Annotated in this window: 17 protein-coding genes, 1 tRNA gene and 1 pseudogene; 9 read left to right on the top strand and 10 right to left on the bottom strand. The window is 70.5% G+C overall.

Features of this window, described 5'->3' with window-relative positions:
• Window positions 1-119 precede the first annotated feature (119 nt).
• The 3 genes from pfkB to FB157_RS05265 all read right to left on the bottom strand — a co-directional run bounded on the left by pfkB (window position 120) and on the right by FB157_RS05265 (window position 3,509).
• Window positions 120-1,067: a 1-phosphofructokinase gene (gene pfkB, locus FB157_RS05275; RefSeq protein WP_145876416.1), complete on the bottom strand. Its 948-nt coding sequence runs from the start codon at window positions 1,065-1,067 to the stop codon at window positions 120-122.
• Window positions 1,064-1,825: a DeoR/GlpR family DNA-binding transcription regulator gene (locus tag FB157_RS05270; RefSeq protein ID WP_145876414.1), complete on the bottom strand. Its 762-nt coding sequence runs from the start codon at window positions 1,823-1,825 to the stop codon at window positions 1,064-1,066. Before FB157_RS05270 ends, pfkB begins: the two co-directional genes overlap by 4 nt.
• 172 nt (window positions 1,826-1,997) lie before the next feature.
• On the bottom strand, window positions 1,998-3,509 hold the full coding sequence (locus tag FB157_RS05265) for an MFS transporter (RefSeq protein WP_145876412.1): 1,512 nt from the start codon (window positions 3,507-3,509) through the stop codon (window positions 1,998-2,000).
• Between the two features lie 62 nt (window positions 3,510-3,571).
• Here FB157_RS05265 and FB157_RS05260 point away from each other — a divergent pair, with 62 nt between their 5' ends.
• Window positions 3,572-4,552 carry a YafY family protein gene (locus FB157_RS05260; RefSeq protein WP_145876410.1) on the top strand — a complete coding sequence of 327 codons (981 nt, stop codon included), beginning with the start codon at window positions 3,572-3,574 and terminating at the stop codon, window positions 4,550-4,552.
• Window positions 4,553-4,754: 202 nt separating this feature from the next.
• Here FB157_RS05260 and FB157_RS05255 read toward each other — a convergent pair whose 3' ends face one another.
• Window positions 4,755-5,387, bottom strand: a complete 633-nt coding sequence (locus FB157_RS05255; protein WP_145876813.1) for a TetR/AcrR family transcriptional regulator — start codon at window positions 5,385-5,387, stop codon at window positions 4,755-4,757.
• Window positions 5,388-5,969: 582 nt separating this feature from the next.
• The gene (locus FB157_RS05250; RefSeq protein WP_145876408.1) at window positions 5,970-6,968 is read right to left on the bottom strand and encodes an RNA polymerase sigma factor RpoD/SigA; all 999 of its coding nucleotides are present in this window, start codon (window positions 6,966-6,968) and stop codon (window positions 5,970-5,972) included.
• Between the two features lie 188 nt (window positions 6,969-7,156).
• On the opposite strand from FB157_RS05250, the gene FB157_RS05245 reads away from it, so the two are divergent.
• Window positions 7,157-7,675 carry a GNAT family N-acetyltransferase gene (locus FB157_RS05245; RefSeq protein WP_145876406.1) on the top strand — a complete coding sequence of 173 codons (519 nt, stop codon included), beginning with the start codon at window positions 7,157-7,159 and terminating at the stop codon, window positions 7,673-7,675.
• A gap of 204 nt (window positions 7,676-7,879) precedes the next feature.
• Here FB157_RS05245 and FB157_RS05235 read toward each other — a convergent pair whose 3' ends face one another.
• Window positions 7,880-8,668 (bottom strand): dioxygenase, encoded by a 789-nt coding sequence (locus tag FB157_RS05235; protein ID WP_145876404.1) that lies wholly within the window; start codon window positions 8,666-8,668, stop codon window positions 7,880-7,882.
• 145 nt (window positions 8,669-8,813) lie between these two features.
• Here FB157_RS05235 and FB157_RS05230 point away from each other — a divergent pair, with 145 nt between their 5' ends.
• Entirely contained in the window at window positions 8,814-9,323 is a 510-nt protein-coding gene (locus FB157_RS05230; protein ID WP_145876402.1) for a MarR family winged helix-turn-helix transcriptional regulator, read from the top strand.
• Between the two features lie 34 nt (window positions 9,324-9,357).
• Here the strand turns inward: FB157_RS05230 and FB157_RS05225 are convergent, their stop codons facing one another.
• Together FB157_RS05225 and FB157_RS05220 are read right to left on the bottom strand one after the other, a co-directional pair.
• Complete coding sequence (locus FB157_RS05225; RefSeq protein WP_145876400.1) at window positions 9,358-10,896, bottom strand: MFS transporter; 1,539 nt, start codon at window positions 10,894-10,896, stop codon at window positions 9,358-9,360.
• Between the two features lie 146 nt (window positions 10,897-11,042).
• Window positions 11,043-11,684: a TetR/AcrR family transcriptional regulator gene (locus FB157_RS05220; protein WP_145876398.1), complete on the bottom strand. Its 642-nt coding sequence runs from the start codon at window positions 11,682-11,684 to the stop codon at window positions 11,043-11,045.
• Window positions 11,685-11,977: 293 nt separating this feature from the next.
• On the opposite strand from FB157_RS05220, the gene FB157_RS05215 reads away from it, so the two are divergent.
• The 4 genes from FB157_RS05215 (at window position 11,978) to FB157_RS05200 (ending at window position 17,054) form a co-directional block, all read left to right on the top strand.
• Window positions 11,978-13,249, top strand: coding sequence for a M6 family metalloprotease domain-containing protein (locus FB157_RS05215; protein WP_145876396.1), 1,272 nt, complete (start codon window positions 11,978-11,980; stop codon window positions 13,247-13,249).
• Window positions 13,250-13,492: 243 nt separating this feature from the next.
• The gene (locus FB157_RS05210) at window positions 13,493-15,106 is read left to right on the top strand and encodes an IclR family transcriptional regulator C-terminal domain-containing protein (protein ID WP_145876394.1); all 1,614 of its coding nucleotides are present in this window, start codon (window positions 13,493-13,495) and stop codon (window positions 15,104-15,106) included.
• Between the two features lie 147 nt (window positions 15,107-15,253).
• On the top strand, window positions 15,254-16,894 hold the full coding sequence (locus tag FB157_RS05205) for a glutamate--tRNA ligase (protein WP_145876392.1): 1,641 nt from the start codon (window positions 15,254-15,256) through the stop codon (window positions 16,892-16,894).
• An 87-nt stretch (window positions 16,895-16,981) separates the two neighbouring features.
• Window positions 16,982-17,054: transfer RNA gene (locus tag FB157_RS05200), tRNA-Arg, on the top strand.
• A gap of 59 nt (window positions 17,055-17,113) precedes the next feature.
• On the opposite strand, the pseudogene FB157_RS48220 reads toward FB157_RS05200, so the two are convergent.
• A pseudogene (locus FB157_RS48220) lies at window positions 17,114-17,284 on the bottom strand (oxidoreductase); the annotation flags it as partial.
• A gap of 560 nt (window positions 17,285-17,844) precedes the next feature.
• Here FB157_RS48220 and FB157_RS05190 point away from each other — a divergent pair.
• Together FB157_RS05190 and FB157_RS05185 are read left to right on the top strand one after the other, a co-directional pair.
• Window positions 17,845-18,381 (top strand): hypothetical protein, encoded by a 537-nt coding sequence (locus FB157_RS05190; protein WP_145876390.1) that lies wholly within the window; start codon window positions 17,845-17,847, stop codon window positions 18,379-18,381.
• A 302-nt stretch (window positions 18,382-18,683) separates the two neighbouring features.
• On the top strand, window positions 18,684-19,289 hold the full coding sequence (locus tag FB157_RS05185; protein WP_145876388.1) for a hypothetical protein: 606 nt from the start codon (window positions 18,684-18,686) through the stop codon (window positions 19,287-19,289).
• Window positions 19,290-19,839: 550 nt separating this feature from the next.
• Here FB157_RS05185 and FB157_RS05180 read toward each other — a convergent pair.
• Window positions 19,840-23,238, bottom strand: coding sequence for an AAA family ATPase (locus tag FB157_RS05180; protein WP_186581349.1), 3,399 nt, complete (start codon window positions 23,236-23,238; stop codon window positions 19,840-19,842).
• Window positions 23,239-23,246 lie beyond the last annotated feature (8 nt).

Raw genomic sequence — 23,246 nt, 5'->3', positions numbered from 1 at the left:
CTGCCGGCCCGCCGAGGCGGCGGGTAACGGGGAGCCCCGCCGCTTCATGGCCGGTGGCCGCAGCGGCACCGGCGGCAGGGCCGGCGTGATCGGCGCGGCCGTGCGGGGCTCGTGGACGTTCATGACACCGGCTCCGTCAGTTCGCGGTCGACCGGGATGTCGGCCGTGACCGTCACCGCGGCCGGGGCCAGGTCGGCGGGGGTCGGCATCACGCTGCCGGGGAGCCGGACCGCGGCGGCTCCGTGGGCGACCGCGGAGGCGAGGGCCTCCGGGCCGCGGCCGCCGGCGATCAGGAAGCCGGCGAGGGAGGAGTCACCTGCGCCCACGTTGCTGCGTACGGCGTCCACGTGCGCGCTGCCGAACCAGGCGCCCGCGCCGTCCACCAGCAGCTGCCCGTCGGCACCCAGGCTCGCGAGCACGGCGCGCGCGCCCATCTCGCGCAGTTCCTCGGCCGCCTTCACCGCGTCGCCCACCGTCGCCAGGGGGCGCCCGACGGCTTCCGCCAGCTCCTCGGCGTTCGGCTTCACCACGTCGGGCCGGGCGCGCAGCGCCTCCAGGAGCGCGCGCCCCGAGGTGTCCAGGGCGATGCGTGCGCCGCTGGCGTGCGCCCGCGTGACGACGTCGGCGTACCAGGAGGGCGTGAGGCCCCGGGGCAGGCTTCCGCAGCACGCGATCCAGTCCGCGTCGCGGGACTGCTCGCGGACGGTGTCCAGGAGCAGCTCCTGTTCGGCCGGGGACAGTTCGGGGCCCGGCGCGTTGATCTTCGTGAGTACCCCGTCCGCCTCCGCCAGCGCGATGTTCGAGCGGGTGGCTCCGGCGACCGGGACCGGCGCGACCTCGATGCCCTGCGCGTCGAGCAGATCGGCGACGAGCGCACCCGGCGCACCGCCCAGGGGCAGTACGGCGACCGTGCGCCGCCCGGCGGCCGCGACGGCGCGCGAGACGTTCACGCCCTTGCCACCGGGGTCCATGCGCTCGGTCTCGGCCCGGATGACCTCGCCGCGCTTCAGTTTCTGGACCTCGTAGGTGCGGTCGAGGGACGGGTTGGGGGTGACGGTGAGGATCATGCGCGCACTACTTCCGTGCCGCCGCGCTCGATCACGGCGGCGTCTTCGGGGCTCAGCCCGCTGTCGGTGATCAGCAGGTCCACGTCGCTCAGGTCACCGAAGCGGGCGAAGTGCTCCTGGCCGTGCTTGGCGGAGTCGGCGAGGAGGACGACGCGGCGGGCGGCGGCGACGGCCGCGCGCTTGACCGCGGCCTCGGCGAGGTCGGGGGTGGTCAGACCGTGCTCGGCGGAGAAGCCGTTGGCGGCGACGAACAGGACGTCGGCGCGGATCTCGCCGTACGCGCGCAGCGCCCAGGCGTCCACTGCGGCGCGTGTGCGGTGCCGGACGCGCCCGCCGACCAGGTGCAGCTGGATGCCCGGGTGGTCGGCGAGGCGGGCGGCGATCGGCAGGCTGTGCGTGACGACGGTGAGGGAGGACTCCAGCGGGATGGCCGCGGCCAACCGCGCCACCGTCGTACCGGCGTCGAGGACCATCGTGCCCTCGACGGGCAGCTCGGCGAGGGCCGCCTTGGCGATGCGGTCCTTCTCGTCGGCGGCGGTGGACTCGCGTTCGGCGAGGTCCGGCTCGAAGTCGAGGCGGCCGACCGGGATGGCACCGCCGTGCACCCGGCGGACGAGGCCCGCGCGGTCGAGGGCCTTCAGATCACGGCGGATCGTCTCCGCCGTGACCTGGAACTCCTCGGCCAGCGACAGCACGTCCACCCGGCCACCGTCACGGGCGATCCGGAGGATCTCCTGCTGCCGCTCCGGTGCGTACATGTCCGTTTGCCTCCGCCTCATGCCCGAACGTGTGGTTTCACCGCGAGACTACGCCTCGATTTTCGGGAAGTAAACAGGTTCGGGCCACAATCGGGCATGAACGGGCTTCCGGTTCTGTCCGGACAGCAGAAAGGCCCGGTACCTGGTCGGTACCGGGCCCCCTCCTGCCTGGTCAGGACACCAGCTCGGGTTCCCTCTCCACCGCCGGAGCGTCGGACGCGCCCTCCACGTGCTGCGCCGGACGCTTCGGCAGAGCGGACATCAGCAGGAAGATCACGCCCATCACGCCGGCCACCCACCACAGCGCGTGCTGGAAGCCGTGGACGAAGGCCGGGCCCACCTCGGCGCGCGTCAGCCGGTCGTCGATCACGCCGAAGAACACCACCGAGACCAGCCCGAGGCCGAGCGCGTTGCCCATCTGCTGCACGGTGTTGATCAGGCCGGACGCGGACCCGGCGTGCTCGCGCGGCACCTCCGAGAGCACCGCGTCCGTCAGCGGGGCCACGATCAGGCCCATGCCGGCGCCCATCACGACCAGCGGGAGGGCCATCTGCCAGGAGGCGATGCCGAGGCCGTACCGGTGCGACTCCCAGATGTAGACGAGGACGCCCGCACCCATCACCAGCGCGCCCGCCTGGAGCACCTTGCGGCCGAAGCGCGGGACCAGCTTCTGCACGGACATGCCGGCCGCCGTCGAGACCGCGAGCGAGAACGGCACACCCGTCAGGCCGGCCCGCAGCGGGCTCCAGCCCAGCCCGACCTGCATGTACAGCGTCCAGACCAGGAAGAAGATGCCGAGCGCCACACCGAAGACGGTCTGCACGGCGATACCGGCGGCGAAGCTCTTCACACGGAACAGCGACAGCTCGATCAGCGGGGAACCGTCCTGGGCCGCCTTGCGCCGCTCGTACGCCACCAGCGCCGCGAAGACGCCGAACGCTCCGGCCATCGAGACGTACCCCCACAGCGGCCAGCCCAGCTCGCGGCCGCGGGTGAGCGGGTAGAGCAGCATCAGCAGGCCCAGGGTCACCAGGGCGACGCCGACGAGGTCCAGCTTCAGCGCCTTCGGGGCGCGGGACTCGCTGATGAAGCGGCGGCCGAGAAGGAAGGCGGCGACTCCCACGGGGAGGTTGATCAGGAAGATCGGGCGCCACTCGAGCCCGAACAGGTTCCACTCCGTCAGCAGGGCGCCGAGCAGCGGGCCGGAGACCGCGCCCAGGCCGACGATCGCGCCGAAGAGACCGAAGACCTTGCCGCGCTCATGGGCGGGGAAGGTGGCGTGCACGATCGACAGGACCTGCGGGACCATCATCGCCGCCATGCCGCCCTGCAGGATGCGGGAGGCGACCAGCATCTCGGGGTTCGCGGCGAAGCCGCACAGGGCCGAGGCCAGGGTGAAGCCGCCGATGCCGATGAGGAACACCCGGCGGCGGCCGTGGATGTCGCCGAGGCGGCCGCCGGTGATCAGACCGGCGGCGAAGGCCAGGGCGTAACCCGCGGTTATCCACTGGATCTGGCTGAAGGAGGCGCCCTCGTCGTGCTGGATCGAGGGGATCGCGATGTTGACGATCGTGACGTCGACGAGGTCCATGAAGGCCGCGGTCATCACGATCGCGAGCGCGAACCACCGGCGGCGGTCGCCCGGGCTCTGCTCTGCGCTGAGGGTCTGTTCCGTGGAGGTCATGCGTACAAGCTAGGACCCTATTAGGTCAGATCGTGTCCTAGTTGTAGGGCATTCTCGAACACATGACGACGGACACTCCGGCTCGGCTCCTCCAGTTGCTCTCCCTCCTGCAGACCCCGCGCGAGTGGCCCGGCGGCGAGCTGTCCGACCGGCTCGGGGTGTCCCGCCGTACCGTGCGGCGGGACATCGACCGGCTGCGGGAGCTGGGCTATCCCGTGCAGGCCAGCAAAGGTGCTGACGGCGGATACCGCCTTGTCGCGGGCAAGGCGATGCCGCCGCTCGTACTCGACGACGAGGAGGCGGTGGCGATCGCGGTCGGACTGCGGGCCGGTGCCGGACACGCGGTGGAGGGGGTGGAGGAGGCGTCGGTGCGGGCGCTGGCGAAGCTGGAGCAGGTGCTGCCCTCGCGGCTGCGGCACCGGGTCTCGACACTGCAGGCCGCGACGACGGCGCTGACCAGCGGGGACGGGGCGAGCATCGCGCCCGAGACGCTGACCGTGATGGCGTCGACGGTGGCCGGGCACGAGCGGCTGCGGTTCGCCTACCGGGACAAGGACGGCAGCGAGTCACAGCGGCTGGCCGAGCCCCATCAGCTGGTGTCCACCGGGCGGCGGTGGTACCTCGTCGCGTACGACCTCGGGCGCGAGGACTGGCGGACGTTCCGGGTGGACCGGGTACGGGAGCCGTGCGCCACCGGCGTGCGGTTCGCTCCGCGGGAGTTGCCGATGGGGAGCGCGGCGGAGTACCTGCGGCGGTCCATCCAGCGGCGGCCGGACACCGGGACGTACGAGTTCGAGGTCCGGTTCGCCGGGTCCGTGGAAGAGGTGTCGTCGCGGGTGCCCGGGTGGGTCGGGGTGCCGGAGGCGGACGGGGAGGGCTGGTGCGTGGTGCGGGGCAGCAGCGGGGATCCGGTGGAGTGGCTGGCGGTGCGGCTGGCGATGACGGGGTGTGGGTTCTTCGTCCGGGGACCGGCCGAACTCGCGGTGTGCGTACGCGAGTTGGGTGAGCGGTTGAGCCGGGCGGGGGGAGCCGTGGCACCCTAGACGGGCTCCGGGCGGCCGGCCGCTGTCTGCGGCTGTGAGGCTACGGCGCCGATGCGGCCGACCGGACTGCAACTCCCCGGGGCGCGGGGAACTGCGCGAGCAGCCCAGCGCACCGCAGCCGCAACCGCACACCGCCTGCAGTCCAACAGCGGCCGTCGGCCACGGGAGTCGGGGCCTGGGGTGTCGGGGCCAGGGGCGCCGGCTACTCCTCGCCCCACTCGAACTCCCCCAGCGCCTCCAGGTTCTGGAGGGCCAGGGCTGCCGGGCCGGTGGGGCCGGCGGGTGGGGACGTCGTGGTGGACCAGGATTCGACGGCCACCCGGACCGCCGCGCCGGCCACCGCCGCCGCGAAATGGACGCGCGGGGGGATCACGGACGGGCGGGCAACGTTGTCGCCGGACTCCGGATCGGCGGAGTCCGTCCGCCCTCGGGACACCGGCGATCGTTCCGCCAGAATCTCCGCGAGCGTCTTCTCCGAGGACTGGCAGACCTCCGCCCAGACCTTGCGCAGGGCGGGACTCGCGTCGGCCAGGCGGATCAGGGTGCGGACCCATTCCCAGGAGGACGCCGAGACGGCGGCGCCCGGGGTGAGGGTCTGGTGGACCGCGTGGCGCAGGGCCTCCGGGACGGTGAGGGCCGGCGGGGCCTCGCGCACCGCCTGCGTCCAGAGCTGGGCACCCGCCGCGTAGAGAGGGGCCACCGCCTCCTCCTTCGAGGCGAAGTAGCGGTAGAACGTGCGCGGGGCGATGCCCGCCGCCTGGGCGATGTCCTCCGCGCGGGTGGCACGCAGCCCTTGGCGGACGAAAAGGGCGGCCGCCGCGCGGGCGATCTCCATGCGGGTCTCCGCCTTGCGGCGCTCCGTCAGGGACGCCGGGGCGGGTGCCGAGGCGGAAAAAGGCTGGTGCGCGGTGTTGCCCGTGGTGCTGGGGGTGCTCACCTCGGCAGGCTATGCCGATGTGGCAGAATCTGCCATCCGGCGGGCCACCCCGGGGTTCAGGTACGGGGTGGCCCGCCGATCCAGCATGTCCGCACCGTCGGCCTTCGGCGAGCCCGCCCTCTCCCTCTCCTCCCCGCTCTCCTCCCCCGCGCCCATGGCAAGAAGCCGGGCCCCGGCGCCTGGGGGGGTAGGCGCCGAAGCCCGGCTCTGGGAAGGTCCCGGCGCCGGGGGGGGGATGGCGCGGGGACGTGGCTCACTTGTCGGGCAGGAACTGACGAAGAAGACCTACGACGTGCTCGTCATGGCAGACGTGGGGTGTCCGCGAAGGGCGGGAGTGCGAACCCTGGGGCCCAACTCCTGGGCCCTGAAGGGTTGTTCCCTCGGGCCCCGGGGTTGAAGCGATGGGACCACGCCATGTTTGCGCCGTCTTTCGCCACCGGGCGTACGCCCGGTTTCGTCATGGCCGCACTTCCCCGTCCGTCACGCCGCCGCGTCGAAGCCGGTGGTGCGGGCCAGCTTCTTCAGTTCGAGCAGCGCGTGCTTCTCGATCTGGCGGATGCGCTCGCGGGTCAGGCCGTGCTCCTTGCCGACCTCGGTCAGGGTGCGCTCACGGCCGTCCTCGATGCCGTACCGCATCTTGATGATGGAGGCCGTGCGCTGGTCCAGGCGGCCGATCAGGTCGTCCAGCTCCTCACTGCGCAGCAGCGTGAGCACCGACTGCTCCGGTGACACCGCCGAGGTGTCCTCCAGGAGGTCGCCGAACTGGGTGTCGCCGTCGTCGTCCACGGACATGTTGAGCGAGACCGGGTCACGGGACCAGTCGAGCACGTCGGTCACGCGCTCCGGCGTCGAGTCCAGCTCGGCGGCGATCTCCGCGGGCTCCGGTTCGCGCCCGTTCTCGCGGTTGAACTCGCGCTGCACGCGGCGGATACGGCCCAGCTCCTCCACCAGGTGGACGGGGAGCCGGATCGTGCGGGACTGGTCGGCGATGGAGCGGGTGATGGCCTGACGGATCCACCAGGTGGCGTACGTCGAGAACTTGAAGCCCTTGCGGTAGTCGAACTTCTCGACGGCGCGCACCAGACCGGCGTTGCCCTCCTGGATCAGGTCGAGGAGGGGCAGGCCGCTGCGCGGGTAGCGCCGGGCCACCGCCACGACCAGGCGGAGGTTGGAGCGGATGAAGACGTCCTTGGCCCGCTCACCCGCGGCGACCAGGGCCTCCAACTCCTCGCGGGAGGCGTCCGTCTGCGACTCCTCCTCGCCGTCGAGGACCTGCCGCGCGAACACACCCGCCTCGATGGTCTGGGACAGCTCGACTTCCTTGGCGGCGTCGAGCAGCGGCGTGCGCGCGATCTCGTCGAGATACATACCGACCAGGTCGCGATCGGCGATCTCGCCGCCATGGGCGCGAAGACTGCGGGCCGAGTCGGCCGTCTCGCCGGTGGCGGACTGACGACGGGCGACGGCACGGGTTGCCATGCGTGCTCCCTTGCGATGGTGGGCGGGCGGTGGTCCTTAAGGGATGCTCAGCACTCCTGGAACTCCTGGGACTCTCCACGAGTGCCCGGCATCCGAAGGAAACAACGACTGGAATCCGGACAGAATTCCCAACCCGACCCTCAATTTTTCTGATCTTGCAGTACCCTGTCCGACCACAGGGAGGCCGGATGCCGTCGGCGTATGCAGAAGTGCAGGTCAGGCCGGGAGTCGAGAGCGACCTCGAAGCCCTCACGGACATCTACAACCACTACGTACGCGAGACGCCCATCACGTTCGACACCGTGATCTTCACGCCGGAGGAGCGCCGCTCGTGGCTGCTCTCCCACCCGGAAGACGGGCCGTACCGCCTGATGGTTGCCACGGACGGACGAAGTCGGCGGATTCTGGGGTACGCCACATCCAGCCCTTACCGGGTGAAGCCCGCGTACGCGACATCCGTGGAGACTTCGGTGTACGTCGCTCCGGACGCCGGCCGCCGCGGGATCGGCACCCTGCTCTACGACGCCCTCTTCAAGGCTCTGGCCGACGAGGACATCCACCGCGCCTACGCCGGCATCGCCCAGCCCAACGAGGCCTCCGAGCGGCTGCACACACGCTTCGGCTTCCGGTACGTCGGCACCTACCGGGAGGTCGGGCGCAAGTTCGGCCGCTACTGGGACGTGGCCTGGTACGAGAAGGACCTCTAGGCCCTGTCGTCAAATTCCCGTCTGCCCCACGACGCCTGGCACGCACTCTCGCCGCACCGGGCGAAAGCCCAAGTACGTCCAGTACGAGGACTTCCGCCCGGCACGCCGAGAGCACGCACCAGACGCCGCGAGGCCGCCCTTCGGGCGACGACGGGAATTTGACGACAGGACCTAGGCCGGCCGGAGGCCGGAAGGACCTCCGGATCAGCCGAACTGCACCGACCGCTTCGCCATTCCCATCCAGAACCCGTCGATCACCGACTTCTGCGCGTCCAGCTCGCCGCCCGCCTCCGCCGCGCCCATGGTGACGAAGAGCGGGGCGAAGTGCTCGGTGCGCGGGTGGGCGTAGCGGCCGGCCGGGGCCTTGTGGAGGAAGTCCAGCAGCGCGTCCCAGTCACGGGTCTCCAGGGCCCGCCGGCCCCAGTCGTCGAACTCGGAGGACCAGCTCGGCACGCCCCCGCCCGTGTGGCGCAGGGCGGCCAGGTTGTGGGTGAAGAAGCCGGAGCCGACGATCAGCACGCCCTCGTCGCGCAGCGGGGCCAGCCTGCGGCCGATGTCCATCAGACGCCGGGGATCGAGGGTGGGCAGGGAGACCTGCAGGACGGGAATGTCGGCGGCCGGGAACATCTCGACGAGGGGGACGTAGGCACCGTGGTCGAGGCCGCGGTCGGGGATGTCCTGGACGGGGGTGCCGGGGGCGCGCAGCAGCTTGCGGACGGACTCGGCGAGTCCGGGCGCGCCGGGGGCGGGGTACCGGACCTGGTAGTAGTGCTCGGGGAAGCCCCAGAAGTCGTAGACGAGCGGGACGGTCCCGGTCGCGCCGAGGGCGAGGGGGGCCTCCTCCCAGTGCGCGGAGACCATGAGGATCGCCTTGGGGCGCGGCAGGTCCGCGGACCACGCGGCGAGCTGGCCGGGCCAGACCGGGTCGTCGGCGAGCGGCGGGGCGCCATGGCTGAGATACAGGGCGGGCATGCGCTCCTGGGCGGCGGACATGACGGCGGCTCCCAATGCGTCGGTCGGTACTGCTGTTGGTGCGGTCCCGGTACTGCGGGCCAGATGTTTTAACTCTCAAGCTCTTGGGGACAGGGTACGCCCGACTTGTTCAAGTTTCAAGAAGATGCCCCGTACAGTGGAATGCATGAACACGGCAACGGACTCCGCCGGCCGGCACCGCTGGCTGACCGACGAGGAGCAGCGCGTCTGGCGCGCCTATCTGCACGCCACCACCCTGCTTGAGGACCACCTCGACCGGCAGCTGCAGCGGGACGCGGGCATGCCGCACATCTACTACGGCCTGCTCGTCAGCCTCGCCGAGGCGCCGCGCCGCCGGCTGCGGATGACCGAGCTGGCGATGAAGGCGAAGATCACCCGTTCCCGGCTGTCGCACGCCATCGCACGCCTGGAGAAGAACGGCTGGGTCCGCCGTGAGGACTGCCCCTCCGACAAGCGCGGCCAGTTCGCGGTGCTCACCGACGAGGGCACCGAGGTGCTGCGCCGGACCGCGCCGGGCCATGTGACCGCCGTACGGCAGGCGCTGTTCGAGCGGCTGACCCCGGAACAGCAGAAGACCCTCGGTGAGATCATGGAGATCGTCGCCGAGGGCCTTCAGCCCAACGAAGCGGGTGCGGACCTGCCCTGGCTCCGCTAGGCCGGCCGAGCCGACCGGTTCACCGTACGGGCGCTCAGTGGGCGACCACCGGCACCGGCACCTCGTCCTCGGCACCCTCGCCGGAGGCCACCGTGGTGGTGCCCGGGCGGCCGGCGTTGACGAAGGTGAAGGCGATCAGCGAGGCGAGGCCCAGGATGCCGACGGCGAACCAGATCGCCGCGCTGTAGCCGTGCACCATGCCCTGCAGCTGGACCAGCTGCTGCTGCGGCTTGGAGGCCGCACCGGCGATGTGGTCCTTGACGTACGACGTCGTCGCGGAGGCGGCGATCGTGTTCAGCAGGGCGGTGCCGATCGCGCCGCCCACCTGCTGCGAGGTGTTGACCATCGCGGAGGCGACACCGGCGTCCCGGGGCTCGACGCCCGAGGTGGCCAGGGACATGGCCGGCATGAACGCCGTACCCATGCCGAGGCCGAGCAGCAGCATCGCGGGCAGCAGCAGCGTGGTGTAGGAGGAGTCGACCTCCAGCTGGGTCAGCAGCAGCATGCCGAGACCGGCGACCAGGAAGCCGGGGCCCATCAGGAAGCGGGCCGGGACCCGGGTCATCAGGCGGGTGCCGATCTGGGTGGAGCCGGTGATCATGCCCGCGATCATCGGCAGGAACGCGAAGCCGGTCTTGACCGGCGAGTAGCCCTTCACGACCTGCAGGTAGTAGGTCAGGAAGAGGAACAGGCCGAACATGCCGATGATCGCGAGGCCCAGGGAGAGGTAGATCCCGCCGCGGTTGCGGTCGGTGACCACGCGCAGCGGCAGCAGCGGGGCCTTGACCCGGGACTCGACCAGCGCGAAGGCGGTCAGCAGCACCGCGGACGCGACGAACATCGAGACGGTCACGGCGTCGCTCCAGCCGTCGGACTCGGCGCGGGTGAAGCCGTAGACGAGGGCGACGAGGCCGAGGGTGGACAGGATCACGCCGGGGATGTCGAGCGGGGAGCGGTTGCGGCCGCCCTCCGGCTCACGGATGACGAAGTTGGCGCCGAGCGCGGCGGCGACGGCGAACGGGACGTTCACGAAGAAGGTCCAGCGCCAGTCCAGGTACTCGGTGAGGAAGCCGCCGAGGATCAGGCCGACGGCGCCACCGCCACCGGCGATCGCGCCGTAGATGCCGAACGCCTTGGCGCGCTCCTTGGCGTCCGTGAACATCACGGCGAGCAGGGACAGCGCGGCCGGGGCGAGCAGGGCGCCGAAGACACCCTGGAGCGCGCGGGCGCCGAACATCATCGCGCCGGTGGTGGCGACACCGCCGAGCACGGAGGCGGCGGCGAAGCCGGTCAGGCCGAGGACGAAGGCTCGCTTGCGGCCCCACAGGTCGGCGATGCGGCCGCCGAAGAGCAGCAGACCACCGAAGGCGAGGGCGTAGGCGGTGACGACCCACTGCCGGTTGCCGTCGGATATGCCGAGGTCCTGCTGGGCGGAGGGCAGGGCGATGTTCACGATGGTGGCGTCGAGGACGACCATCAGCTGGGCGAGCGCGATGAAGACGAGCGCCTTCCAGCGGTTGGCGTCACCGCTCGGTGCGGCGGCGCCGGGAGCCCTGAGGGCTGTTTCGGACATGGGGATACCCACTTCGGGACTTCGTGACGGAAAAAGATCAGAAAACGGAAAGCTGTCGGGCGTGGCGTGCTGAGGGCCGGCTCGTCGTCGCTGACGACCGGGGTGCTGGTGCGGGGAAGACCGCCGGCGCGGCCGGAACTAATCGCTCAGCACCGGCGCAGCTCCTTGATGGTCACGGCCGTCCCCGGCAGGGCCGAGCGGGCGGGGGCCCGCAGCCCGTCCAGGAACAGCTGCAGATGGCGGTGGACGAAGCGGTCGCTGCTCAGGCAGTCGGTGCCGGCCGGCGGCCGGCTGAGCTGGGCGGCGGCGATCATCACGTCGCCGACGCCCACGTCGGCGCGGAGCTGGCCCGCCTCCTTGGCCCGGCCCATGACCTCCTCGATCAGCTGCTCGACCCGTTCCCGGGACGCCACCAGATCGGGGTGGTCCTTGTCGAAGGTGCTGGAGACCATGGGGCACAGCGCGCTGATCCGCTCGTCGGCGGCGGCGTGCACGAAGTGCTCCAGGGCGGCGAAGGCGTCCCCGGTCTCCGCGAGAGCCTGCTCGGCCGCTTCGGCCGTGCGGTCCATGACGGAGCAGACGACCTCACGGACGAGGGCGTCACGGTCCGGGAAGTTGCGGTACAGGGTGGCATTGCCGACGCCGGCCCGGCGGGCGATCTCGTCCAGCGGCACGTCCGGGCCGTGCTCGACGAACATCTCCCGGGCGGCGGTGACGATCCGCTCCCGGTTGCGCAGGGCGTCGGCTCGCGGCCGGGTCACCTTGCGGGTCGGGGTTGCGGTCTGCACGGCGTGCTCCCTGAGTCGTTGACGGTGGTCGGGGGTCGCCGGGCGATCCGGGGAAGGACTCCCCGTTTCGCTCGGACACAGGTCTAAACGGGGAAGGGCTCCCCGGTTATTTCCCGACCCGGAAGGAATTCCTGTGACCTGAACCACACTTGCCGGGCACGGTTCCCACCCGCCCGCGCGGGGATTTCCCACGATCGGTCTCCTCCAGCGCGCGCCCCCCACCCTGTCGACACAGGGTGAGCGCAAGGGTGCAGCCGGCGACGGGCGGCTGCCGTGGAGCGGAAGGTCCATGCATGCCGCACTCGCCCCGCCGCCGCATACGCCCGCGCCGCGTGGCCGCCCTCGTCGCCGTGACCGTCCTGACCCTCGCGGTCAGCACCTCGGCCGGGACCGGTCACCTGGCGGCGCCCACCACCGCCGGGCCGATAGGCCTGGCCCGCTCCACCCTCTCGCCGTGCCTGATCCACAGCGGCCTGGACATCCAGATGACGGAGGGCCTGCCCACCGCGGCCGGTTACTCCCGCTCCACCGGCTCGGTCCACGCCCTGACCCTGATGGTCGACTTCTCCGACGCGCCCGGGCAGGGCAGCGCGCTCGACCGCTTCCACGAGTTCTTCCCGCAGACCCAGGAATGGTTCCGCGCGGCGTCGTACGGCCGGCTCGACTACCACCCCGAGACCCCGATCACGTCCTGGCTGCGGATGCCGAAGCCCTTCAAGGAATACGGCATAGAGCGCGGGGCGCCCTTCGACCCCGGCTACCGGCAGCTGGTGCAGGACATCGTGGCCGCCGCCGATCCCGAGGTGGACTTCCGCTCGTACGACCTGCTGAACGTGCTGGTCACCCCGAACGCCGGCCCCTCCGCCCTGGACACGGTGCTGTCCGTGACCTTCGCCGGCAACGCCGACGCCCCGGTCGCCGACGGCGTCCCCATCGCCAACGCGTCCTTCGTCTACTCCCGCCAGGACGACGGCTCCGGCTCCTACTCCCGCACCGGCTACCGCGTCCTGCCGCACGAGAACGGCCACACCTTCGGACTGCCCGACCTCTACACCCAGGAGGGCGGGAGCACGGTCGGGCACTGGGACATCATGAGCGAGGACTGGGGGGCCAACAACGACCTGCTCGGCTGGCACAAGTGGAAGCTGGGCTGGCTGGACGGCAACCAGGTCGGCTGCGCGGCCGCCCCGGGCACCGTCGACTACACGCTGACCCCGCTGTACGAGGAGGGCGGCGGAAAGCTGGTCCTGGTGCCGCTCGACGCGCGGACCACGTACGCGCTGGAGCTGCGCGCCCCCGGCGGCAACGACGAGGCTGTGTGCAAGCCGGGCATCCTCGTCTACAAGGTCGACGCCACCGTGGACACCGGACGCGGCCCGGTCACCGTGTACGACGCCCACCGCGGCAGCGGCGGCTGCACCCGCAGCCCCAACGTCCAGGCGGAACTCTCCGACGCACCCTTCACCACCGGCGAGTCCTTCAAGGACCCACGCCACGGCATCACGATCGAGGTGCTGGGGGCGGACGCTTCCGGGAACTACAAGGTGCGGATCACACGGAGCTAGGGGGTTTCGTCTGGATCAGGTCGGATCAGGCCGCGGCGTCCGGTGCGGTGCATCGCAAGGCGGAGGATCACCCGCGTACTGGGCGTACCCGGGTGGTCCGACAACGCGGCGAGGTGCCGTGCCGGCCGTCGCGGACCCGGGCTGAACCGAACGAAACCCCCTAGCGGGACCGGGCACAGGCGGGGCGGCCGCAGCGCGGGCGGGTCTACCGTAGGCGTGCCTGGATGCCGTATCGGAGAGTTGATGCCCGCGAACACCGCACTGGATGCCGAGGCCCGCGCCGGGGTGCCGGCCGAGGCGGTCGCGCCGTTGATCCGCGGGATCGCCGTGCTGCGACGGCTGACCGAGGCGGGCGGCACGCTGAGCCCGAGCGCGCTGGAGCGGGCCACCGGGCTCGCCCGGTCCACGGTCGACCGGATCACCGCCACCCTGGCCCGCATCGGGTACGTCCGCCTCGACGGCCGGGACGTCGTCCTCGCCCCCCGTGTGATGGAGCTGGGCAACGCCTACCTGGCCGCCCTGCGCCTGCCCGCGCTGCTCGGCGCGCGCGCGGACGCCCTGGCCGACGAACTGGACGAGTCGGTGTCGCTCGCGGTGGCCGACCTGGACGGCATCCGCTTCATCCACCAGGCCACCCGCCGCCGCGCGATGTCCGTGAGCTTCCGCATCGGCGACCTGCTGCCGGCCGAACGCACCGCGCCCGGACCGCTGTTCGCGGCCGACTGGACGGACGCGGACTGGCAGCGGTGGCGGGCCCGGCGGGCCGAGGACCCCAAGGACACCTCCTTCCCCGCCGTACCGCCCCGGCCGGCATCCGCAGCGGACGACTTCGAACGGCGGGCGGAACGGGCCCGCCGGCACGGCTGGGCACTGGACGACCAGCTGATCGAACCAGGCCTGGTCGCGGTGTCCGTACCGGTACGGGAGCCGGACACCGGCCGGGTGGCGTGCGTGGCGAGCGTGGTCAGCCACACCAGCCGCCACTCGGCGGCCGGCCTGCGCACCTCCCTGCTCCCCCGGCTGCGTACGGCGGTGGCGGCGATGGAGGCCGACCTGCGCGAGGCACCGCGGCCGCAGCCCGGCCCGCCGCCCTCGGGCCTGGCGACCTGGACGACGGCGTCCAAGCACGAACTGGGCCGGGAGTTCGTCGAGTCCCTGGCCCGGGGCCTGACCGTGCTGACCGCGTTCGGCGCGGACCGCTCCGCGCTGCCGCTGACCGAGGTGGCGCGGGCGACCGGCCTGACGCGCGCCACGGCCCGGCGGGCGCTGATCACGTACGAGCACCTGGGCCTGGTGGCCGCGGGCGCCGACCGCGCCTTCACCCTCACGCCCCGCGTTCTTGACCTGGGCTTCCCGCCGCTGTCCCGCACCACGCTCCCCCGCCTCGCCGAGCCCCATCTGCGGGCCCTCACCGGCCGGTTGCACGAGCCGACGGCACTGGCGGTCCTGGTGCCGGGCGCGGAGGCGGAGATCCAGTACACGGCCGGGGCGGGCGCGAACCGGGTGCTGACCGTGGACATCACGGTGGGCGCGCGGCTGCCGGCCGCGTCGACCTCCCTGGGCCGCGTCCTCCTCGCGGACGGCGCCGAGCCCCTGTCCCCCGCCCTCGCCGAGGTCCGCGCGCAGGGCTACGCACTCGTCGACGAGGAGCTGGAGTCAGGCCTGCGGTCGTTGGCCGTACCCGTACGGGACCGCACGGGCCGGGCGGTCGCCGCGGTGAACGTGGCCACTCATCCGGCCCGCCGCACCCTCGAGGAGTGCGTCGACGACCTCCTCCCCGCCCTCCGCGCGACCGCCGACCGCATCCGGACGGACCTGCGCACCGCCTCCCGCTTCACGCGGGTCCCGCCGGCCTGAGCACCGGCCCGACGCCCCCGGCCCGCATCAACCCCGCCGAAGGCCGAACAGGCCCGTTGGTAACCTGGACAAACACCTTCTACGCCCCTTCTACGCCCCTATTGCACCCTTTCCACGCCCCTTCCAGTTCGGAAACCGAGACCCTCCATGCTCGACGCCAGCACCATCGACGCACTGTTCCCCGCGGACCTTCCGGAGCCCGCGCACTGGGAGCAGCGCTACCCGGCCCGCGACCTGCCCGCCGGCGCGCAGGTCACCCGGCTGGCGCCGTCGCCGACCGGCTTCGTCCACATCGGCGGGATCTACGCGGGCCTGATCAACCAGGCCGTCGCGCACCGCACCGGTGGCACGTACCTGCTCCGCATCGAGGACACCGACCAGTCGCGCCAGGTCGAGGGCGCGATCGAGCAGTTCAACCGGGCGTTCGACTACTTCGCCCTGCCCGCCGACAACGCCACGGCCGTCGGCGACTACGGCCCCTACCTCCAGTCGGCACGCCAGGAGATCTACCTCAGCTACGTGCGTGCGCTGCTGCGGACCGGACAGGCCTACCTCTGCTTCGCGACCCAGGAGGAGCTGGCCGGCATCCGGCAGCGGCAGGAGGACGCCAAGGTGCCGACGGGCTACTACGGCGACTGGGCGATCTGGCGGGACGCCGACTCCGGCGAGGTCGCGGCCAGGCTCGCCGAGGGCGCGCCCTACGTGGTGCGTTTCCGCTCGCCCGCCCTGCGCGGTGCCCGCCGGTCCTTCACGGACGCCATCCGCGGACGCCTGGAGCACGAGGACAACCGCAACGACGTGGTGATCCTCAAGTCCTCCGACAGCGCGGTGCGGTTGCCCACCTACCACTTCGCGCACGTCGTGGACGACCACCTGATGCGGGTCAACCTCGTCATCCGGGGCGAGGAGTGGATCTCCTCCGTTCCCGTGCACCTCCAGCTCTTCGAGGCGCTCGGCTTCGAACCGCCCGTGTACGCGCACATCGCGCCGCTGATGAAGCAGATCAAGGGCGGCAAGCGGAAGCTCTCCAAGCGCAAGGACCCCGAGTCCACGGTCGACTTCTACCTCGGCGAGGGCTACCCCGCCGAGCCGGTGCTCCACTACCTCCGCGGTCTGGCGAACGGCCGGCTGGCCGAACTCCCCCTCGCCCAGGCCCTTCAGGAGCCCATCAGGCTCGAGGACTGCGGGGTGGCGGGTCCGCTGGTCGACCTGGTGAAGCTGGAGGGCATCAGCGCGGACCACATCGCCACGCTGAGCAGCGAGCAGATCCTTACCGCCGTACGCGAGTGGGCCCTGTCCCACGACCCCGGCCTCGTGCCGGTGCTGGACACCGAGCGGGCGCTCGCGCTGGCGGCCGTGGACGTGGAGCGGGTGGGCGTGGACAACCCCCGCAAGGATCTCCGCAAGTGGTCGGACTTCCGCGAGGCCTACGGTTTCTTCTTCCCGCAGCTGTTCACGCTCGTCGCCGCCGGGGACGAGCGTCTCGGCGGCCTCGACGAGGACCTGACCCGCACCTTCGCGCGGGACTTCGCGGCGCAGTACGCGGAACTGGACGATCCCCAGGCCTGGTTCGACCAGATCCGGACGCTCGCCGCCAAGCACGGCTTCGCCCCCTCGCCCAAGGAGCACAAGAAGAACCCGGACGCCTACCCCGGCTCGATCCGCGAGGCCTCCCAGCTGATCCGGGTGGCCCTGACCGGCTCGACCCGCAGCCCGGACCTCTTCGCCGTGGCCCGCACGCTGGGCCGCGACGAGGTACTCCGCCGCGTGTCCGCACTGGCCGAGTAGCCCTCCCCGACCACTCCCACCCGCCGGCCACCGCAAACGCTCGAACCTCCCACGACGGCAGCCGCTACACTGTCGGTGCAGATCCTCGCCTTCGTAGCTCAGGGGATAGAGCACCGCTCTCCTAAAGCGGGTGTCGCAGGTTCGAATCCTGCCGGGGGCACAAGGGAAAAAGGCCCCGGACCGATCATGGTCCGGGGCCTTTGACATCCAGTTTTGACATCAACACGGGTGGTCACTGACGACCGGGGGCGCGCCTCCGAGCAGCCGATCCATGTGGCTCATGGCTTCGCGCTGGGTGTCCTGGACGACGTGCGTGTACACGTCCATGGTGATGCTGATCTGGGAGTGCCCGAGGATCTCCATCACCACTCGGGGCGCGACTCCGGCCGCCCGGTGACCTACCTGCCGCTCGCCCACCGTGAGGCCACCGAACTCCCAGCCTGCGCCTACGACTTCAACCCCCGTCCAGCAGCGTGAGTCACAATTTTCTCTACTAGTCCAAGGCGGCTTGCCCCGCCCGGCCGGGCCCCCGGCCGGGCCTGCGCTCCTGCCTCCGGCGGGGGATCGGCCGGCACCGGGATGGAGGGGGCGCCGTTGCCGCCCGCGGGTCCGTTGTGGCGTGCGTGGGGTGCTCCCATCCCGTACGCCATCGACCCAGGCAGAGCCGAGCAGACGCGGCCCATGGCGTCCAGGTCGTTCGTACAGTGGCGCGCTCCACCTGGACGCCAGGAACCACGCCCGCTCCACGGTGTGTGGGTCGACGGCGGACGGGACGGGAGCTGGGCGGAGTGGTGGGTTGAGGCTGTGCACGGGGAGGCTTCGCTGCACACCAATCCAAGCAAAAATCACGAAAACGCAAGGAACCCGTGAGAGATGCCGTCCGGCGCCTAGTCTCCTCGGGTGAGGGGGAGGCGTGCAGCGACGATCACGCCGGTGCGCAGCCTATAAAGATGATCAATATGCTGATAGGGGCATTGGGTGGTGCGTTGAGCACCATCCTCGTGTCCGCCTGTGTTGCGTGTACCCGTGGCGGACAAGAACTCTTGGCTCGGTTACTGTCCTATCCGCAACGGCGGCGAGTAAGACGCGAAGCTCAGGCAGGATCGGGACAAGGGAGCCGGGCCTGGCTCACCAGCCCGATCGAGGGCGATGGCTTCGACACTGAGATCCATGTCAAAGGCAGAGTCCTTGACCTACCTCAAGATCATGAATTGTGGATCGTTCACCGCATTCCCAACGGCAGCGAGATCTGGCCGAAGGAGAAGCTGACCTTGGACGCAGGTGGGTGGTTCAAGGTGACCACGTTGGAAGGTGGCAGGACCCGTTCGATGGCTGTGGTTGTGTTGCTGACGTCGAAGCAAGTGAGCCAAGAGTTCGACGCGTGGTTTCAGCGAGGACGACGAACCGGCCGTTTTCCGAGCGTTCAGCTTCCGTCCTCTGCTCGCGTGTTGGCAAGCGCTGTCGTTCGCAGCCAACCTGGGCGGTAGTGCGATGAGCCGAGGCCGTCAAGGGCGGCCCTAGTTCCTGACACCAATGCTTGACACCAACAGAGGCGAACGTCAGCGATCTAAGACGCATCGAGGCGAACGGCTTGCCCTGCTCTGGGACGCGTTGCCCGATGGCGCCGATACCCTGTGATCGACCTGATAAGGATGAGGCCAGACCTCAAAGCCCGCATCGGGCCCACTGCGCCGTCTTGGCTGATGGGCGGCATACCATCGGCTGACTCAGTCATTGACTTACAGGACAGGACTGTCCTCCATTGGATGTTGCCTGCCAGACTGTCGCCATGGCTATCGAATGGTTAGTCCTCAAGGATGCCTTCAGGGCAGGGACAGCATTCAAATCTTTGTGCGATCTCATCACAGAAGAGCAGGTCATCGGGGCTCTAAATGTGATCAGCGATGTCAACGCAGAAGCAGCTGCGCGGCTGTTACGCGAAGCACGAGACCGCAGCGGCGACGCTCAGAAGCAGAAGTTACAGGCAGCACTCCCCCTGCTTGAGGCCGCCTACACCGCCCGCTCGAAAGTCCTCATGAGCACTCGTCGCAGGACCGTGCATCGCGTCCGCCACCCAGTGGCAGCCCTTGAGGCGACGGCTGATGCATGTCGGCTAGCTGTGCTCTCGGCCGCAACGTATCACGCGCTGGGCAATGACGTTGCTTCCGTTCGCTCCCGCATTGCGGATGCAGTCACTCTGTGCGATCGACGTGTGAAGCAGTATGAGCGGGTTAAGTTCTGGTACATCACTTGGGCTATTGCCATGCTTGCCAGTGGTTCACGCAAGAAGAAGGAACACCTCCAGGTCGTGGACGAAATCTCACGCCGGATTGATGAGGCCATGACGGCGCGTGCAGAACTAGAGGCAGTTTCCGCTAGTTTCGAGGACGGATGAGACGTCCACGACGGAGTCACATCGGCATGCCGACGCGAAGTGGGGACGGCAGGTTCAGAGCAGACCTGCCGACTACCGGCTTCGAGAGGGATGGCCAGCAGGTGCCGTCGACGCATGCCAGCCGGCCCTTCTAGCTACTGAGCAGACGGCTTCTGACATCCACAGCTGACATCAACGACGCCGGACGGAGGCGTACACCAACGTATCTGTCCAGCCGTCGCACCAGTCGACGACAGCTGCTGGAGCAAACTCGGATCGAACTCCTAAAGCGGGTGTCGCAGATTCGAATCCTGCCGGGGGCACCATGCATTGCCGCTCCGACCTGGGGTTTGTCCCCCAGGGAGGGCTCCTACTCGGCCTCGGACTCCTCGTCCGGGGCCGTTTGCGTGAGCGGACGGAGAGTTGATCCCCGATATCTCTCCAGCGGACAAGCATCATCCGGCACGGACTCCGGCCCGGTCTTCTCCGGGCCATCGGGCTCTGGCTCCGCTTCAGGCACCCAAGGAGCGCCCGAGCGAGCACGGAAGAATCGCGCTTCTGTCGAAAGTGGTTACGCCTCTCCGGAGCCCAGGGCGGTTTCCGCGTCGTGGCCGCCCCAACTGTCGGGGGTGCGCCACAGGACCTGAACCCCGAAGACACCGAACACGGTGTCGGCCGACCAGTCCTCGGCGGGCGGTTCGGAGAGCACCAGGTAGAGGCGGTCGGCAGGAGCGGGCAGGGTGTGGTTGATCTCCAGGAGGCGGGTGGCTCCCGAGCGGAGGTCGGCGTAGGTGGAGCGGCCGGCACCGAGGACCTCGTAGAGGAAGTGGCCGTCTTCCGCGGTGCGGCTGACATCGATGACCGGGGAGTCGGTCGGCTGCAGGTCCGCCCAGAGCAGAGCCGCCTTGAGAGCATGGCGCACCGCCTCGTGCTTCTTGCACGCGCGGTCGGCGGCCGCCGTGGTCTCCAGCGACTGCAGAAGTCCCTTGGCGGGCGTGGCGGGCGCCGGCGTGGCGGGCATGCCTTCGGAGGTCACGGGCTCTGCTTCCTTCTGCTCGGACGGCTGTTCGACGGAGGTGGGCGCACTCTCGGTTTCCGGTTCGCCCTGGGCGGCCCGGCGGTGCTGGAGCGCCTCTCGGGCCGCGTTCAGGGCTTGGGCCCAGTCGGCGCGTGCCAGGTCCGCCTGGAGTCGGTTCAGGTCCAGGTTGTTGTCCTTGAGCATGCGGTTGGTGTGCGCCGCCAGGTCGCGCAGGAGGCTGAGGCGGTGCTTGTCCGGGGATCCGAGCACACGACGCACGTCCACCCAGTCCGCCTGGTCACGGCGAAGAACGCGGTTGGCCATGCCCTTGAGCTCGGACAGACGATCACGGGCGTTCTCCGGAATGGTTCCGTCACCGTTGGTCAGGTCGTCGAAGACGCCGAGCGCCGCCACATAGCGATCCGCCATGGTGGGAGAGATGGGCTGGCGGCCACGCTGGTCCGCGGTGAGCAGGCAGTGGTTCGTCTCGTGGGCGAACACCCAGCAGTCCAGTTCGTCGCCGGGGCGCGGGGGCACCGAGCCGTGGCGGACGGTCAGGACCAGAGGGACGTCGATCGCGGGAGACAGGGCCTTGACCCTGTACCAGCCACCGGGTGTCCGGCCGGTCACGCGGACTCGGACGTCCGTACCGATGTCGGGGACGTCAGCGTCTGCCATGCCTGGTTCGCCTTCGGCAGGTGCTGGTTCGGTACTGCGGCCGTCGGTGTTCGTGAGGGCCTCCGGGAGCGGGGACGTGTGCAGGACGGTCAAGCTCTGGGTGCTGCGGGTGAGCGCGACGTACAGCTGGCGCAGGCCGGCCGGGCCCCGGTCGGCGATGGTGGCGGGTTCGACGACGAGGACGTGGTCGTACTCCATGCCCTTGGCCTGGGCGGCGGCCAGCACGGACACCGCCTCGCGTCCCTGCTCGGTGATGCCCTCGGCCAGGTCCAGCTGGCGGCTGATCTCGTCGAGCCAGCCGGAGTCGTCGGGGACGATGACCGCCACGGAGCGCAAGGTGTGTCCGTCGCTGGTGCCGATGAGGCGGGTGGCTTGGGCCACGGTGTCGCCGAGGAGTTTCCACGGCTCGGTCGCGACCGTCCGTACGGCGTCTTCTCCCGCCGCACGCACGGCCTGCGGGTACGGCAGCGTGGGGGCGACGGTACGGGCCAGGGGGGCGACGAACTCCATGATCTCGGCGGGCACGCGGTAGCTGGTGTTCAGCTCGGCCACGCGCCAGTCGCCGTGGTCGGACAGGAGGGTGCCGAGGCGGTCCCAGTCGGTGTGGGTGTGGGGGCCGGTGGCCTGGGCGAGGTCACCGAGGATGGTCATGGAGCCCTGCGCGGCGGAGCGCCGGCGCAGGGAGCGGGCCTGCATGGGTGTCAGGTCCTGCGCCTCGTCGACCACGATGTGCCCGTACCGCTGCGGGGTCTCCCCGGTGATGAGATACCGCAGTTCTTCGAGGCAGACCCGGTCGTCGAGCGTCCAGGGATCGGCGTCGGCCGTGTCGGCCCGAGGACGGCGCAGAGCGGCCTGCTCTGAGGCGTCGAGAATGCCCTCGGCGCAGGTGCGCAGGAGGTCTTCCGAGTCGTAGAGGGTGCGGAGGGCTTCCCTGGCGCCGGGCGAAGGCCAGACACGTTCGATGAGGCGCTCAACCTGACGGTTGCGTTCCAGGTCGCGGCGGATCGTGTCGTCGCGGCTGCGGCGAGGGGCGACGGCGACGAGTTCCCGCAGCAGGCGGTCGACGAGCAGCCCGCGGAAGCGGTCGCGGCGCTCACGGTAGGAGCCGTCGCCTTGGCGCACGTCTTCGAGGAGCGAAAGCATTTCGGAGCGCGGGACACGCAGGGTCGTGCTGCCGACGGTGACGGTGAGCTCAGGCTTGGCTCCCTCGTAAGAGGCAATGGTGGTGAACTCGTCGACGGCCTCGGGACGGCACTCGATCTCGACGCGCCGCCGCAGGACGGCCGCCATACGCTCGTCGGACTTCACCACCCGCGCCTGGGGGGTGTCGGTGCCGAGGACCTCGCCGTCCCACAGACGGGTCACCTGCACGGCGTTGACGTTCCGGGTGCCGAGCGTGGGCAGCACCTGGCTCACGTAGTCCAGGAACCGCTGGTGGGGGCCGACGACGAGGACGTCCTGGGCTTTGAAGTGCCCGTTGTTGACGAGCCAGGTCACGCGGTGCAGACCGACCGCCGACTTGCCGGTACCCGGGCCGCCCTGCACCACGAGGATGTCCGAGGGCGAGCCGGTGACCAGGGCCATCTGGTCTCGGCGGATGGTCTCGACGATGTCCCGCATGCTGCCGCTGCGCGAGCGCTGAAGCTCACGCAGGAGGAAGTCGTCGGGCTGCAGCGGCTTCTGTCGCTGGACGCGGGCGATGTCGGCGGGTGTGGGGACGGGCGGGCTCGGTGCTCCCTCCTTCTGCGTGACGGTGGCCGGCTCCGCGGGCTGGGCCTCCCGCTGGGCGTCGTCTGCCGCCGGCCGTGGCTGCGGGACGGGGGCGGTGGCAGTGATCTCGTCGAAATAGTCCTCGACGACACGCTGTACACAGCGCAGTCGCCGCCGCAGGAGCACCTCGCCCGGGGCATCGGGCAGCGCCTCGAACCACTTCTTGGCCAGCCGACTGGTCCACAGTACGACGATGGTGTCGCGGGTACGGACGTCAGAAACGGCACGTCGGCCGACGTACCAGGTCTTGGGCCCCCTGCCGGGCTCGTCCTCGTCCGGTGCGTCGACGCGGCCGATGACCAGCGACTCGTTGCCGAGTCCGTCGTATGCCGCGGCCCGCTCCTCGGCCACGATCCGGTTGGCGACGCTGTCCTTGCCGCTGGCGGAGGCCAAGGCGACCGAGCCCCCGGTCATTTCGGCCAGCCGCGCGGCATAGCAGTCGTAGGCACGATCCACCGCCTTCTGCTCGAGGGCGATGATCTCTTCGCGCGTGGTGGTGCCCATGTACATAT

The sequence above is a fragment of the Streptomyces sp. BK340 genome, assembly GCF_007827595.1.
GTDB lineage: Bacteria > Actinomycetota > Actinomycetes > Streptomycetales > Streptomycetaceae > Streptomyces.
The sequence above is the reverse complement of the archived record's forward strand: the minus strand, read 5'-3'. Positions and strand labels throughout refer to the sequence as shown.